This window comes from Microbacterium sp. J1-1, from assembly GCF_024498615.1.
In the GTDB taxonomy this organism is placed as follows: Bacteria; Actinomycetota; Actinomycetes; order Actinomycetales; family Microbacteriaceae; genus Microbacterium; species Microbacterium aurugineum.
The window spans coordinates 3157933-3172211 of record NZ_CP089590.1 but is presented as its reverse complement, the minus strand read 5'-3'; the positions used below and the strand labels follow the sequence as shown (position 1 = coordinate 3172211).

Annotated in this window: 15 protein-coding genes; 6 read left to right on the top strand and 9 right to left on the bottom strand. The window is 69.4% G+C overall.

The window, feature by feature from the left end:
• Nucleotides 1-4: 4 nt before the first annotated feature.
• From LRQ07_RS15410 to LRQ07_RS15395, 4 genes are read right to left on the bottom strand one after another with little or no spacing between them, the layout of a single operon-like run.
• Nucleotides 5-1114 (bottom strand): acyl-CoA dehydrogenase family protein, encoded by a 1110-nt coding sequence (locus tag LRQ07_RS15410; RefSeq protein WP_256535115.1) that lies wholly within the window; start codon nt 1112-1114, stop codon nt 5-7.
• Nucleotides 1114-2082, bottom strand: a complete 969-nt coding sequence (locus tag LRQ07_RS15405; RefSeq protein WP_232763351.1) for an acyl-CoA dehydrogenase — start codon at nt 2080-2082, stop codon at nt 1114-1116. The genes LRQ07_RS15410 and LRQ07_RS15405 overlap by 1 nt, the downstream gene beginning before the upstream one ends.
• Nucleotides 2079-3248: an acyl-CoA dehydrogenase family protein gene (locus tag LRQ07_RS15400; RefSeq protein ID WP_256535114.1), complete on the bottom strand. Its 1170-nt coding sequence runs from the start codon at nt 3246-3248 to the stop codon at nt 2079-2081. The genes LRQ07_RS15405 and LRQ07_RS15400 overlap by 4 nt, the downstream gene beginning before the upstream one ends.
• Nucleotides 3245-4111, bottom strand: a complete 867-nt coding sequence (locus LRQ07_RS15395) for an enoyl-CoA hydratase (RefSeq protein WP_256535113.1) — start codon at nt 4109-4111, stop codon at nt 3245-3247. The genes LRQ07_RS15400 and LRQ07_RS15395 overlap by 4 nt, the downstream gene beginning before the upstream one ends.
• Nucleotides 4112-4216: 105 nt before the next feature.
• Here LRQ07_RS15395 and LRQ07_RS15390 point away from each other — a divergent pair, with 105 nt between their 5' ends.
• From LRQ07_RS15390 to LRQ07_RS15380, 3 genes are read left to right on the top strand one after another with little or no spacing between them, the layout of a single operon-like run.
• Nucleotides 4217-5383 (top strand): acyl-CoA dehydrogenase family protein, encoded by a 1167-nt coding sequence (locus LRQ07_RS15390; RefSeq protein ID WP_256535112.1) that lies wholly within the window; start codon nt 4217-4219, stop codon nt 5381-5383.
• Complete coding sequence (locus tag LRQ07_RS15385) at nt 5380-6168, top strand: SDR family oxidoreductase (protein WP_256535111.1); 789 nt, start codon at nt 5380-5382, stop codon at nt 6166-6168. The genes LRQ07_RS15390 and LRQ07_RS15385 overlap by 4 nt, the downstream gene beginning before the upstream one ends.
• A gap of 20 nt (nt 6169-6188) precedes the next feature.
• On the top strand, nt 6189-7340 hold the full coding sequence (locus LRQ07_RS15380) for an acetyl-CoA C-acetyltransferase (RefSeq protein WP_047523522.1): 1152 nt from the start codon (nt 6189-6191) through the stop codon (nt 7338-7340).
• 108 nt (nt 7341-7448) lie between these two features.
• On the opposite strand, the gene LRQ07_RS15375 is transcribed toward LRQ07_RS15380, so the two are convergent.
• From LRQ07_RS15375 to LRQ07_RS15360, 4 genes are read right to left on the bottom strand one after another with little or no spacing between them, the layout of a single operon-like run.
• Nucleotides 7449-8522: an NAD(P)H-dependent flavin oxidoreductase gene (locus tag LRQ07_RS15375; protein WP_256535110.1), complete on the bottom strand. Its 1074-nt coding sequence runs from the start codon at nt 8520-8522 to the stop codon at nt 7449-7451.
• Nucleotides 8519-9268, bottom strand: coding sequence for a CoA-transferase subunit beta (locus LRQ07_RS15370; RefSeq protein ID WP_256535109.1), 750 nt, complete (start codon nt 9266-9268; stop codon nt 8519-8521). The genes LRQ07_RS15375 and LRQ07_RS15370 overlap by 4 nt, the downstream gene beginning before the upstream one ends.
• A complete protein-coding gene (locus LRQ07_RS15365; protein WP_232763356.1) occupies nt 9265-10131 on the bottom strand; it encodes a CoA transferase subunit A in 867 nt (288 codons plus the stop codon). Before LRQ07_RS15365 ends, LRQ07_RS15370 begins: the two co-directional genes overlap by 4 nt.
• Nucleotides 10128-10886: an enoyl-CoA hydratase family protein gene (locus LRQ07_RS15360; protein ID WP_047523536.1), complete on the bottom strand. Its 759-nt coding sequence runs from the start codon at nt 10884-10886 to the stop codon at nt 10128-10130. The genes LRQ07_RS15365 and LRQ07_RS15360 overlap by 4 nt, the downstream gene beginning before the upstream one ends.
• Before the next feature lie 167 nt (nt 10887-11053).
• On the opposite strand from LRQ07_RS15360, the gene LRQ07_RS15355 reads away from it, so the two are divergent.
• Genes LRQ07_RS15355 through LRQ07_RS15345 form a run of 3 tightly spaced genes read left to right on the top strand, consistent with a single transcriptional unit; the run spans nt 11054 to nt 13649 of the window.
• Nucleotides 11054-11956, top strand: a complete 903-nt coding sequence (locus tag LRQ07_RS15355; RefSeq protein ID WP_256535108.1) for an SDR family oxidoreductase — start codon at nt 11054-11056, stop codon at nt 11954-11956.
• The gene (locus tag LRQ07_RS15350; protein WP_256535107.1) at nt 11953-12735 is read left to right on the top strand and encodes a MaoC/PaaZ C-terminal domain-containing protein; all 783 of its coding nucleotides are present in this window, start codon (nt 11953-11955) and stop codon (nt 12733-12735) included. Before LRQ07_RS15355 ends, LRQ07_RS15350 begins: the two co-directional genes overlap by 4 nt.
• Nucleotides 12732-13649, top strand: coding sequence for an NAD-dependent epimerase/dehydratase family protein (locus LRQ07_RS15345; protein WP_256535106.1), 918 nt, complete (start codon nt 12732-12734; stop codon nt 13647-13649). The genes LRQ07_RS15350 and LRQ07_RS15345 overlap by 4 nt, the downstream gene beginning before the upstream one ends.
• Here the strand turns inward: LRQ07_RS15345 and coaE are convergent.
• A complete protein-coding gene (gene coaE / locus LRQ07_RS15340) occupies nt 13624-14259 on the bottom strand; it encodes a dephospho-CoA kinase (protein ID WP_256535105.1) in 636 nt (211 codons plus the stop codon). The genes LRQ07_RS15345 and coaE overlap by 26 nt on opposite strands.
• Nucleotides 14260-14279 lie beyond the last annotated feature (20 nt).

The window sequence follows — 14279 nt, the reverse complement described above, 5'->3', positions numbered from 1 at the left end:
CGAATCATCGGCTCGCGAGCGCCCAGCTCCCCGCGCGCTCGCGCTCCTCGCGCGCGGTGCCGAAGAGCTGACCCAGGGAGTGCGCGCGCTTGAAGACCAGATGCGCGTCGTGTTCCCAGGTGATCGCGATCCCGCCGTGCAGCTGAATCATCTCGGCCGCGACGTGTTCCAGCGCGTCTGACGCGGTGGCCTTGGCAATAGCCGCGAGCTCGAATCGGTCGACGGCCCCTTCGGCGAGGGCGTCGGATGCCGCGCGCGACGCCGTGCGGGCGACCTCGACCTGCACGTGCATGTCGGCCAGACGATGCTTGATCGCCTGGAACGAGCCGATCGCGCGACCGAACTGCACCCGTTGCTTCGCGTACGCCACGGTCTCTTCGAGCGCCCGGGACGCGGTTCCCGCCTGCACGGCGCTGATCGCCGTGAGGGCGAGCGCGCGTACGGTCTCCCACATCGCGGGATCGGCGGTACCGAGCGGGCGCGCCGGCACCTCGTCGAACGAGAGCCTCCCCAGGCGGAGCGTCTGGTCCATGGTGGGGGTGTCCTCTCGGATCACATCCTCCGGGTCGAGCACCTCGAACAGCCGCGGGCCTTCCCTCGTCTGCGCGATCACGAGCAGCACATCGGCGAGGGCGCCGTCGAGCACGAACCCGCACGTGCCGCTGAGTCTCCAGCCATCGCCGTCCTCGGCGCGGAGGTCGACGCGGTCGGGGGCGAAGCGTCCGTCGGGGGCGGCCCAGGCGAGCGCCGCCGAGGAGGATCCCTCCGCGATGCCGGGCAGGAGTCGTGCAGCAGCATCCACGTCGCCCGTCGCGAGGATCGCCTGCGCGGCGATCGCGACCGAGCCGAGATAGGGAGAGGGGGCGAGGGAGTATCCGATCTCCTCGAGGACGAGCTGCGCTTCCCGCAGAGTGAACCCGGCCCCGCCGAAATCCTCGGGGATCGCCATGCCGGCGATGCCGATCTCTTCGCAGAGCAGACGCCACAGGCCGACGTCGAAGCGCTCCGCGCTCTCCAGTGCGCGCCGGTTCGCCGCGCTGTCTGCACGCTGGTTCAGGAGGCCGCGTACGAGAGCGACGAGCTCCTGTTGGTCTTCGTCGGGTTCGAACGACATCACCGCTCCTTCGGGAGGATATCGCGGGCGATGCGCGCCCGGTGGAACTCGGGAGTACCCCAGGCCGCGCTCAGTGCGGGGGCGAGGCCGAGCCAGATCCGCAGCGAGTGCTCGGCGGTGTAGCCGATCGCACCATGCACCTGCAACGAGGTTCGCGCAGCGAGCACGGCCGCATCGCCGGCGGCGACCTTCGCGGCGGAGATCGCCCGGTCCTCATCGGGCTCATCGGCACGGAGCGCGGCATTCCACACCAGCGGCCGCGCGAAGCTCAGCGCGATGCGCACATCCGCCAGCTGGTGTTTGAGTGCCTGGAACTCGCCGATCGGGCGACCGAACTGCTCGCGCACCTTCGCGTACGACACCGCTTCCGCCAGCATCCGCTCCCCGGCACCGACCAGGGTCGCCGCAGCGGCGAGACTCGCCTCGTTGAGCGCTGCGTCCAGCGCACCGGGACCGAGCGGCACGGCGTCGCCGGTCGGAGTGAGCCGTGCGAGCCGCCGAGTCGGTGCGACCGAAGTCAGCTCGTCTCCGGCCACGCCGTGGTGCAGTGCGCCGTCGCGCACGAGATATCGGTGTGAGGCGAGGGCAGCGTCGAGCGCGGCGGGAGCTGTGCCGTCGACTGCTGCCGTCGCGAGCGCACCGGCGGCGAGTTCGCTCCTGGTGTCGTCGTCCACCAGCCCGGGAAGCAGGGCGACCGTCTCGAGGTACGGGCCGGGAACGCCGTGGTACCCCAGTCGCTCGAACACGACCACGAGATCGCTCAGCGTGCCGCCGAAACCACCCGTCTCCTCGCTGACGCGCAGGCCGAGCAGGCCCAGTTCGGCGAACTGCTCCCAGAGAGCGAGGCCCGGGGCGGTGTCGCCGTCAGCCCAGCTGCGTGCGACGTCCGCGCCGCCGCTCCCCTCGACGATCTCGTCGATCGCCTCTGCGAATGCGAGCTGTTCTTCCGTGGGCAGGAACCGCATCATGCGCGCCTTCCGTCTCCGCCGCGGGGGAGCCCGAGGATCCGCTCCGCGATGATGTTGCGCTGGACCTCGTTCGTTCCGGCGTAGATGGGGCCGGCGAGGGAGAACTGGTAGTCGTCGACCCAGCGCCCGCCGTCGACCGCGGAGGCACCCCGCAGCTCACCATCCGGGCCGAGGATGCGCAGCGCCGTCTCGTGGATGTGCACGTCGAGCTCGGACCAGAACACCTTGTTGACGCTGCCCTCCGCGCCCACGGTCCCTCCTTCGAGCAGCGTGCTGACGGTCTGCCACGTGAAGAGCCGGTAGGCCTCGGCGCCGATCCACGAGTCGACGACGGCATCATCTTCCGTCGGTGCTCCACGCTCGGACTGCAGTGCGATCAGGCGGTCGGTCGCCGCAAGGAAGCGTCCGGGGGCGCGCAGTGAGAGCCCGCGCTCGTTCCCGGCCGTGCTCATCGCCACGCGCCAGCCGTCGCCCGGAGCGCCCAGCACGTCGGCATCGGGTACGAACACGTCGTCGAAGAAGATCTCCGCGAATCCGGTCGTGCCGTCGAGCTGTGCGATCGCCCGCACGGTGATGCCCTCGGCGTCCATCGGGAACAGGAAATAGGTGAGCCCGTGATGCCGCTGCGCTTCGGGGTCGGAGCGGAAGAGCCCGAAGCCGCGATCGGCCCACACCGCCCGCGAGCTCCAGATCTTCTGGCCGTTGAGCACCCACCCTCCACGGGCGTCGTCACGGCGTGCGGTGCTGCGGATCGCGGCGAGGTCGCTGCCGGCGCCCGGCTCCGACCAGGCCTGCGCCCAGATCAGCGATCCGTCGGTCATCGGTCTCAGGAACCGTTCGTGCTGCGCAGGGGTCCCGTGTTCGAACAGGATCGGTGCGAGGAGTGAGATCCCGTTCTGCGCGACGCGAGTCGGCGCACCGGCGCGGTAGTACTCCTCCTCGAACAGCACCCATTCGGTGATTCCCGCATCGCGACCGCCGTACCGCTCCGGCCAGGACACGACCGACCATCGACCGGCAGCGAGCGTGGCCTCCCACTCGCGGTGCGCGGCGAACCCGGCCTCGGTGTCCATCGAGGGCAGAGGGCTCTTCGGCACATGCACGTCGAGCCAGGCGCGCGCCTCCGCGGCGAACGCCTCCTGCTCCGGAGTCAGATCGAGGTTCACTTCTCTCCTCCGCGTGCGGCGTCGGCCTTGATCGATCGGACATCGACCCCGCTGAGGGAGTCTCCGCCGACCTCGGCGTTGTGCGCATGGGCGGCGTGATGCAGCCCGAACACCGAGTCCATTCCGGCGCGCATGCCCTGCAGATCCTCGGCCTGGTTGACTGCCTTCTTGGTCAGCGCGAGTCCGAGCCGTGGCATTCGTCCGATACGTTCCGCGATCTCGAGCGTCCGCTCCTCCAACTCCTCGAGCGGGACGACGTGGTTCACCATTCCGAGCTCGTGCGCACGCGAGGCCGGCATCCGGTCGCCGGTGTAGAGCATCTCCTTTGCTGCGCGGGGGTTGGTCACCCAGGGGTGCGCGAAGAACTCGACTCCCGGTATGCCCATCGCCACGACAGGGTCCTGGAAGAACGCGTCGTCTGCGGCGACGATGAAGTCGCACGACCACGCGAGCATGAGGCCGCCGGCGATGCAGGCGCCCTGCACCATCGCGATCACGGGTTTCGGGATCTCGCGCCAGCGCCGACACATGCCGAGGTACACCTCCGACTCGCGCGCGAAGCGGGAATCGACGCCCTGAGCGCCCACGTGGTCCCACCAGATGACGGCCTTGCGCTCGAAGCTCTGGTCGATGTCGCGCTCGGGTGTGCCGATGTCGTGGCCCGCGCAGAAGTGTCTGCCGTTGCCGCCGAGCACGATGACCTTGACGGAGTCGTCGTCGACGGCGCGGGTGAAGGCGGCGTCGAGCGCGTAGGTGACCCGGGAGTTCTGCGCGTTGCGATACTGAGGGCGGTTCAAGCGGATGATCGCGGTCGCCCCGCGCACCTCGTAGGTGACCACGGCGTCGGCGGATTCGACGGTCATGACGGGTTCCTCTCTGAACTCCTGCGATCAACCAAACAATCGCTTGGTTTATTGATACTATACGTGAACGGCATGCCGAAGACCATGACTCGATGAGGAGCACCGATGGACGCGACGCAGCACGACGCGGATGAGCGGTTCCGCGCCGAGATCCGCGGTTGGCTGGACGAGAACCTCACCGGCCGCTTCGCCGACCTGCGCGGCCGCGGGGGATCCGGACGGGAGCACGAGGACTTCGAGGCGCGGCTGGAATGGAACCGCCACATGGCGTCCGCAGGCTGGACGTGCGTCGCCTGGCCCGTCGAGCACGGCGGGCGCGGACTCAGCATCGCGCAGCAGGTCATCTTCCACGAGGAGTACGCCAGGGCGGATGCGCCGGCGCGGGTGAACCACCTCGGCGAAGAACTGCTCGGACCGACCCTCATCGCTCACGGGACCGCCGAGCAGCAGGCCCGGTTCCTGCCCGGCATCGTCGCCGTCGAAGAGCTGTGGTGCCAGGGATACTCCGAGCCGGGTGCCGGTTCCGACCTCGCCGCGGTGTCCACCAAGGCGCAACGCGTGGGCGACGAATGGTCGATCACCGGGCAGAAGGTGTGGACCTCGCTCGCCCAGCACGCCGACTGGTGCTTCGTGATCGCACGCACCGAACCCGGCTCCACCCGCCATCAGGGCCTGTCGTACCTGCTGGTGCCGATGGATCAGCCCGGCGTCGAGGTGCGCCCGATCCTGCAGCTGACCGCCACCAGCGAGTTCAACGAGGTGTTCTTCGACGATGCCCGCACCGCCGCCGACCTCGTCGTGGGTGGTGAGGGCAACGGTTTCAAAGTCGCGATGGCGACGCTCGGCTTCGAGCGGGGCGTGTCGACCCTGGCCCAGCAGATCGCGTTCCGCCGCGAGATGGATGCGGTGATCGACCTGGCCACGCGCACCGGTGCGATCGACGACGCCGTGCTCCGCGACCGGCTGGTCCGGGCGAGGATGGACCTCGAAGTGATCCGACAGCACGCCCTGCGCGCGCTCGGCGGCGAGCAGGGCGACGGTGCTTCGGTCACGAAGCTGCTGTGGTCCAACTGGCACCGCTCGCTCGGCGAGCTCGCGATGGAGATCGCCGGTCCCGCTTCCCTCCTCGTCGGTGCGGACTATGCGCTCGACGACCTCCAGACGCTTTTCCTGTTCAGCCGTTCCGACACGATCTACGGCGGCTCGGACGAGATCCAGCGCAACGTCATCGCTGAGCGTATGCTCGGCCTGCCCCGAGAGGCCCGCCCATGATCCCCACCGCACCCGAGTACGTTCCTGGCCACGGACTGCTGACCGGGAAGCGTGTCGTCATCACGGCCGCCGCCGGCGCCGGCATCGGCCAGGCCGCGGCGATCCGCTGCCTGGAGGAAGGGGCGGCGCTCGTCGTCCTCGGCGACACGCATGCCGGTCGCCTCGCCGAGACGCAGCAGGAGCTCGGTGATCGATTCGGGGCGGACCGGGTGAGCACGGCCGTGTGCGATGTGACCGTCGAGGAGCAGATCACGGCGTTCCTCGACCTCGCGGAAGACGGCGGCCCCATCGACGTCATGATCAACAACGCGGGGCTCGGCGGCTCGGTGCCGATCCTCGACATGACCGACGAGCAGTGGGACAAGGTGCTCGACGTGACGCTCACCGGTACCTTCCGGTGCATCCGTGCCGTGGGTCGGCGTATGGTCGCGGCAGGCACGGCTGGAGTCATCGTGAACAACGCCTCGGTCATCGGCTGGCGGGCGCAGGTCGAGCAGGCACACTACGCTGCCGCGAAGGCCGGGGTGATGGCGCTGACCCGCAGCGCTGCAATGGACCTCGCCCCGCACGGAATCCGCGTCAACGCGGTCTCGCCGAGTCTGGCGATGCATCCGTTCTTGGAGAAGGTCACCTCGCCCGAGCTGCTCGAAGAGCTCAAGGCCCGAGAAGCGTTCGGGCGGGCGGCGGAACCCTGGGAGGTCGCCAACGTCATGGTGTTCCTCGCGAGCGCATACTCCTCTTACATGACCGGCGAGGTCGTCGCCGTCAGCAGTCAGCACGCGTGAGTTCAGAGAGAAGGAAGAACATGGCAGAGGCATACATCGTCGACGCGGTCCGCTCGCCGGTCGGCAAGCGCGGCGGCTCGCTCTCGGGCATCCATCCGGCCGACCTCGGGGCGCACAGTCTGCGGGCGCTGGTCGAGCGCACCGGCATCGACCCCGGTGCGCTCGATGACGTCATCATCGGTGCGACCGACACGATCGGCGGTCAGTCCGGCAACGTCGGTCGTTCAGCCGTGCTGGTCGCAGGTTTTCCCGAGCATGTGCCGGGGGTCACGATCGATCGACAGTGCGGGTCGAGTCAGCAGGCGGTGCACTTCGCCGCGCAGGCCGTGATGAGCGGAGTGAACGACCTGGTCATCGCGGGCGGCCTGCAGAACATGTCTCAGCTGCCGATCTCCTCGGCCATGGTCGCGGGTGAGGCCTATGGCTTCACGACACCGTTCGCCGAGTCGCCGGGCTGGCAGGCCCGATACCCCGACCAGGAGATCTCTCAGTTCGTGGGTGCCGAGATGATCGCCGAGAAGTGGGACATCTCCCGGGAGGAGATGGAGCAGTTCGCCCTGGAGAGCCACCAGCGCGCCGCCGTGGCCCAGGACGAGGGGCGGTTCGTGAACGAGATCGCGCCGCTGAACGGCCTCGACCACGACGAGGGTGTGCGCCGCGACACCTCGCTCGAGCGCATGGCGGGGCTCCAGACGCTCACCCCGGGCGGGAGGTTGACGGCTGCGGTCGCGTCACAGATCAGTGACGCCTCCAGTGCGGTGCTCGTCGCGAGCGCGCAGGCGGTCAAGGACCATGGCCTCACGCCACGGGCGCGCATCCACCACATGTCGGTGCGTGGCGACAGCCCCGTCTTCATGCTCACGGCTCCGATCCCCGCGACGCACTACGCCATGGAGCGTTCCGGGATGTCGCTCGACGACATCGATCTGTTCGAGGTGAACGAGGCGTTCGCGTCCGTCGTGCTCGCCTGGTTGCAGGAGACCGGGGTGCCGCGCGAGAAGCTCAACGTCAACGGTGGCGGCATCGCGCTCGGGCACCCGATCGGTGCGACCGGCACCCGGCTCATGACCACCTTGCTGAACGAGCTGGAGCGTACCGGCGGACGCTACGGCATGCAGGTCATGTGCGAGGGCGGTGGCCTGGCGAACGCCACGATCATCGAGCGCCTCTGAACGACGCCGAGACCCCCAGTTCTCGCCGAGACCCCTCTCTGCCGACGCCGGCGGAGAGGGGTCTCGGCGCGTGAGAGGGGTCTCGGCGATCGAAGCCCGGGGGCGGCCTCAGTCGAGGAGACAGGACGCAGCGGTGCGGAGGTGGGTGACGGCGTCGCGCACCACCCGATCGACGAGCTCCTCACAGCTGGGCAGGTCGTCGATCATGCCGACCACCTGGCCCGCCGCGAGCATCCCGGCTCGGGTGTCGCCCTCGACGAGGCCGGCCTTGAGGAGCATCGGGGTGTTCGCGGCGAGTGTCATCTGCGCCCAGGAACGACCGGTCGCCTTCTTCATCGACACCGCGTCCTTGACCATCTGCGGCCAGCTCAGCCCCGACATCCTCTTGAACTCCAGGGAGCGTCGCAGCGTCGGGCCGAGTCGGCGCAGTCCGCCGCCGCCTTCGAGGTCCTCGACGAACTCGGTGCGCAGCAGCCGGTGTGGCATCCCGTCGGCCTTGGTGGTGACGACCGTGCCGTCGAGCCCGAAGCCGAGGTAGCGCTGCTTGATCGCCTCGGGCACCGCGCTGTCGCTCGTGAGCAAGAACCTCGTGCCCATTCCGACGCCAGCGGCTCCATAGGCGAGCGCGGCAGCGAGGCCCCTTCCGTCGTGGAAGCCACCGGCCGCGATCACCGGGATGTCGACCGCGGCGACCACGGAGGGCAGCAGGATCGACGTCGGCACCGCACCGGTGTGGCCGCCGCCCTCGCCGCCTTGCACCATCACCGCATCCGCGCCCCATGCGGCGACCTTCTCCGCATGGCGCACCGCGCCGATCGAGGGGATCACCACCACGCCGTTCTCCTTGAGTCGCTCGATGAGTTCGCGACGGGGTGCGAGGGCGAAGCTCGCCACCTTGACACCGTGACGGATGAGGAGTTCGACACGCTCCGCCGCGTCGCCGGCATCCGCCCGCAGGTTCACGCCGAACGGACGGTCGGTGCGTTCGGCGACCTCGATGATCTGCCGTTCGAGCTCGTCGTACGTCATGGTCGCCGAGGCGAGGATGCCGAGGGCGCCGGCCTGTGCGGTGGCGGAGACCAGTCGGGCGCCGGCGACCCAGCCCATGCCGGTCTGCACGATGGGATGATCGACGCCCGTGACTCGGGTGAGCGCTGTGGACAGCTGTGGGGGTGTGGTCATGATGCGGTCACCTCTCGGTCGCGGAGTCCGCGGGGGTCCAGTCGCTCGCGCACGAGGCGGAGCTCCTCGTCGGTCGGGAGCCGGGTCTCGGGGACGTCGGCGGGGATGTGCACGGGGAAGCCGGTGGCAGCCGTCACCTGATCGAGCGCGACACCGGGATGCAGGCTCACGAGCGCGACGGTGCCGGCGGGCCCGGTGAAGTCGAGCACGGCGAGGTCGGTGACGATCCGCCGCAGGTCCTGGAACCGGTCGGCACCGGCGGCTCGTGCGCGGGCGGGCCCGACGCCGGTGACGACGTCTACCCGTTCCACGAACACGCGGGGGCTGTGCCGGGCGATCCAGTAGCTGGTGGCGTGGTTCACCGTGTTCGTCGCCGCGGCCCGTGCACCCAGCAGTTGCCGGCTCGGATGGTCGCGGTCGCCGATAGCGGACAGGTTCTGGTCGCCCTGCCGGTCGATCTGTGCGGCGCCCATGACGACGTGACGGCGGCCTCGGGCGATCAACTCGAACAGACGTGCGTAGGCGAAGGGCGCCTCGGGTTCGCGGAACGGCTCGTCCACGGCGGGTGTGTCGGCGTACAGCGTCGCTTCGCCGTCGCTGAGGAGCAGGTCGGGTGCGTGGGTCAGGCGCGCCAACCGAGCGCCGATCGTGGGGACGATGCCGACGGTGCTGGCGAGGATCGTCCCGGCGCCGCGGAACAGGTCGCTGCAGGCCACCGCGGCGACCTCGGCGCGGGTGGCGGTCATGACGACGGCCTCGTGTGGAAGGCCGCGACCGAGGCGCGGTACGCATCGTCATCGACGTCGATGAACCGGGCACGGAAGTCGGCCCACGCGGCGGGGGAAGCGGCGGACTCCGCGTACGCACGCTGGAGATGCTCGTCCCTTGCGGTGTGCGGCGGGTGGGCGGTGAACCCCGAGCCTCCGGGTGACACGACGACCAGGGTGGTGAGCGTGCGGTCGAGGACCGAGGCCGTGGGCCCGGCGTCGACGACCAGATCGGCCGTGTCGACCACGGCTTCCACGCTGACCACGGTCCGCGCCGCCGCCCCCGCGAGGAGGTCGTCGAAGTAGAGGTCGGGGCCGAGGCACACGGCTGTCCCCGACGCGTCCGCGCGGTCGAGGTGCAGCAGCGCGAGGTCGAGGGGCACGGCGGGCATCGCCACCAGCACCTCGGCGTCGGCGTACGGCGAGGTGACCGTGCGGATATCGGGATTGCGGGTCACGGCGTCCGAGCCCGCCCCGGAACGGGTGACCTCGAAGGGGAGCCTGCGGGAGGCGGCACGGAGTCCGGCGACCAGCATCCCCTCGTCGTACTCGACATTGCGCACCGCGCCGGACTGGCGCGCGGACGCGAAGTGCGGGTCGATCGGGATGCTGTCGAGCGACACGAAGCCGTGCACGATCTCGGCGGCCTGCCCGGTGGCGCAGAGGATGCCGACGTCGGGGCCGCCGAAGCTGACGATGCGCAGTCGGCGAGCGCCGGAGCGCACGATCTGTCGCACGAGGGCCATCGGTTTGCGACGGGAGCCCCATCCGCCGATCCCGATCGTCATGTCGTCGTGGATCAACGATGCGACCTCCGTGGGAGAGGAGGCCACGACGCTCATGTCGAGAGGTTCTCGCCGGTCGCGACGAACGCGTCGCGATGCTGGTCCGCGACCCCGGCGAGATTGAGCTCGAAGGTGAATCCCTGCTCGAACCGGTAGCTGCGGTTGACGTCGATCGGGTCGATGCCGTTCAGCGCCTCCTTGGCCGCACGAATGACGCGCGGGTCCTTGGCGGCGATCTCCTGGGCGAGGGCGAGGGCGGTGGCGTCGAGCTCGTCGCGCGGCACGACGGCGGCGACGGAGCCGAACTCCTCCAGCCGTCGCGCCGTGACGGTGCGGCTCGTGTAATACATCGAGCGCAGCATGTGTTGCGGCACGAGTCGTGACAGATGAGTCGCTGCGCCGAGTGCGCCCCGGTCGACTTCGGGGACACCGAAGGTGGCGTCATCGGAGGCGACGATCACATCACTGTTGCCGACGAGCCCGACACCGCCGCCCAGGCAGAAGCCGTTGACCGCCGAGATCACGGGCACCGCGCACTCATAGATCGCCTTGAAGGCCTCGTAGCAACCGCGGTTCGCGCCGAGGATGCCGGAGAAGCCTTCGATGCGTTGCATCTCCTTGATGTCGACGCCGGCGTTGAAGCCCCGCCCTTCCGCCCGCAGGATCACGACGCGTGTCTCGGCATCGGCTGTGGCTTCGCGCATCGCTGCGGCGACATCGAACCACCCGGCCACGGGCAGCGCGTTCACCGGCGGATAGTCCATCGTGACGGTGCGGACACCGTCAGGATGCAGGGTGGAAGTGATCGTCATCGGACACCTAACCTAACGTTTGCTCAAGGCACCCTAGCACTTGCTTGGTTTGCAGGGTAACCCCTTGTGGACATTTGCCCTAGCAATTGCTTGGTTGGTAGCATCGGGTGCATCCACCGCTCTCAGAGCGGTCCGCAGCAGCCACAGCCTCAAAGGAGAGTCGACTCATGGCAGGAATCCTCGAAGGCCGCGTCGCCATCGTCACCGGGGCGGGGCGCGGCCTCGGCCGCGAGCACGCTCTCGAACTCGCTCGGCAGGGTGCCGCGGTCGTGGTCAACGACCTCGGCACGACGTTGGACGGTGCCGGAGACTCGGTCGGTCCGGCGCAGGAGGTCGTGGAGATCATCCGTGCCGCGGGCGGCGACGCCGTGGCCAACGGCGCCGACATCGCGGACTTCGGCCAAGCCGCAGAGCTCGTCGAGCAAGCCGTGTCCACCTTCGGCCGTCTCGACATCCTCGTCAACAACGCCGGATTCGTGCGTGACCGGATGCTCGTCAATGCCGGCGAAGACGAATGGGATGCGGTCATCCGCGTGCATCTGAAGGGCCATTTCGCCCCGCTTCGCCACGCCAGCGCATACTGGCGTGCGGAATCCAAGGCAGGACGGCAGCCCCTCGCGCGTGTCATCAACACCTCCTCGGGAGCCGGCCTTCAAGGCAGCATCGGGCAGGCGGCGTACTCGGCTGCCAAGGGCGGCATCGCTTCTCTCACCCTCGTCGCCGCGGCTGAACTCGGACGCTACGGCGTCGCCGTCAACGCGATCGCCCCCTCCGCGCGCACTCGGATGACCGAGGGGCCCTTCGCCGACGCGATGGCCGCACCGGATGGCGGCTTCGACCGGATGGATCCTGCGAACGTCTCGCCGGTGGTGGCGTGGCTCGCGAGTGCCGACTGCACGATCAGTGGCCGTGTGATCGAAGTCGAGGGCGGCCGTATCTGCCTCGAAGAGGGGTGGCGACACGGCGCAGTCCGCGAACTCGATCGACGCTGGTCGGCGGCGGAGGTCGGCGATGCCGTCCGGGCGCTCGTCACCGAAGGCACCGCGCCCGAGGCGGTGTACGGCGCATGAGCGCGGCGGACTGGGCAGGGCGCGACCTCGGCGAGCGGACCATCGGGTACGACGAGAAGGACGTCATCCTCTATGCGCTCGCTGTCGGCGCGCAGGCCACCGACCTCGACCTCGTCTTCGAAGACCGGCTGCGGGTGCTGCCGACGTTCGGCCTCACGCTTGCGCAATGGGCACCCGATGTCCTCGCCGGCGCCGGCGCGTTCGACGACCGGGCCGTGCACGGTTCGCAGACGCTCGAGGTGCGTCGGCCACTGCCCCGCACCGGTGCGCTGCGACTTTCGGGCCGGGTCGGCGAAGTCTGGGACAAGGGCTCGGCGGCGATCTTCGACGTGATCGTCGAGTGCGAGGAATTCACCGCCATGTGGTCGCTGTTCGCCCCCGGTCTCGGCGGCTTCGGCGGAGAGCGCGGTGCGTCGCGGACTGCGCCCGTGACACGTCCTGCGGGCATCGGCGCCGTGGTCCGGACCTTCCCGACGCAGGCCGCCCTGTACCGCCTGACCGGTGACCGGCACCATATCCACATCAATCCGGAGGCGTCGGCTCGCATCGGGCAGCCGAGGCCGATCCTGCAGGGGCTGTGCACCCTCGCCTCGACCACCTTGGTGCTCGCCACGGAGCAGGGGGCGCATCCGGCTGACCTGACCGCGCTGCAGGGCCGTTTCAGCGGGCCGGTGCTCCCCGGCGACACGCTCGAGGTCGAATCATGGCCCGACGGCGATTTCGAACTCCGACGCGATGGCGTACCCGTGATCTCCGACGGCCGGGCGGTGTTCGCATGAGCCGGGTGCTGGTGGTCGGAGCGACCGGGATGATCGGCAGCCATGTCGCCGCCGACCTCGCCGCCCGAGGCGACGACGTCACCGTGATGGCGCGTCGGGATCCATCGGACCGAGATCCGCGCGCGGTGCAGGGCATGCCGCGGCTCCAGGGGGACTACACGGATACCGGGACGTCGCCGCGGATGCTGGAGGGCTTCGACGCGATCGTGTTCGCGGCCGGCAACGACATCCGTCATGTTCCCGCTGAACAAGAGGACGATGCGTTCTGGGCGCGCACGCAGAGTGTCGGTGTGCCGCAGTTCGCCGCGCAGGCCAAGGCTGCGGGTGTCGGACGCTTCGTGCAGGTCGGCAGCTACTATCACCATCTGCATCCGGAATGGACGGCGCGCATCCCGTATGTCGCCGCTCGCCGGGATGCGGATGAGCGCACGCGGGTGTTGAGCGGTGACGGCTTCGCGGCGATGACGCTGAACCCGCCGTCGATCGTGGGTGCCGATGAGCGCGGGATGCGTCGCTTCGCACGCATGATCGCGTGGACGCGCGGGGAACTCGCCGATCCAGAACTGTTCGCTCCTCCTGGGGGCACGAACTACATGTCGGTGCGCTCGCTCTCACAGGCCGTGCAGGGCGCGCTCGATGGGGGAGAAGCGGGTCGCGCCTATCTGATCGGGGATCGCAATCTCACCTACCGCGAGTATTTCCAGCTGCTCGCGGACGCTGCAGGCAGCGGGAGCGTGATCGAGGAGCGAGACCAGGAGCATCCGTTCCTCCCCGATCGGTTCATCGTCCAGGGTCGTGGTGCGGTGATCTCCTACGACACTGACCCCGCCGAGACGGCGCTGCTCGGCTACGCCCAGGACGACGTCGAACGGTCACTCGTCGAGATCGTCACCGCGGTGGACGATCTGCGGTGAGACGCTCCCACAGCGATGCGGTCGCGCTCCGCGTCTCTTCGAGGGTGCCGTCCGTGCGCACGACGACGTCGGCGATCGCGATCCGATCGACTTCCTCACCCTGAGCGCGGATGCGGCGCTCCGCTTCGGCGGGGGCGTATCCGCGTCCGTCCTGCAGGCGCCGGAGCCGAAGGTCCTCCGCTGCCTCGACCGTCACGATCAGGTCGTAGGTCCACGGCAGCGGCGCCGTCGTGCGACTCAGCAACGGGATCTCATGGACGACGACACCAGGTGCCCGCCGGGCGCGTTCGATCCTCGCCCCGACTTCGGAGAGGATCGCCGGGCGCAGCAGCGCGTTGTACTGACGGAGGAGGTCGGCGTCGCTGAAGACTCGTGCGCTCACCACGGCGCGGTCGAGGGTGCCGTCCGCGGCGAGCACGTCGGTGTCGAGCAGTTCGGCGATCGAACGCACGAGCGCAGCCCCGCCGGGCGTCCGAGGATCGACGACGTCACGTGCTGCCGCATCGCCGTCGACGATGCGCGCACCGAGGGCCGTCAGTTCACGAGCGACGGTGCTCTTGCCCGCAGCGATGCCACCGGTGAGTCCGACGAGGATCGAAGTGTGGTGCATGCGGGATCAAGAACGTGCCT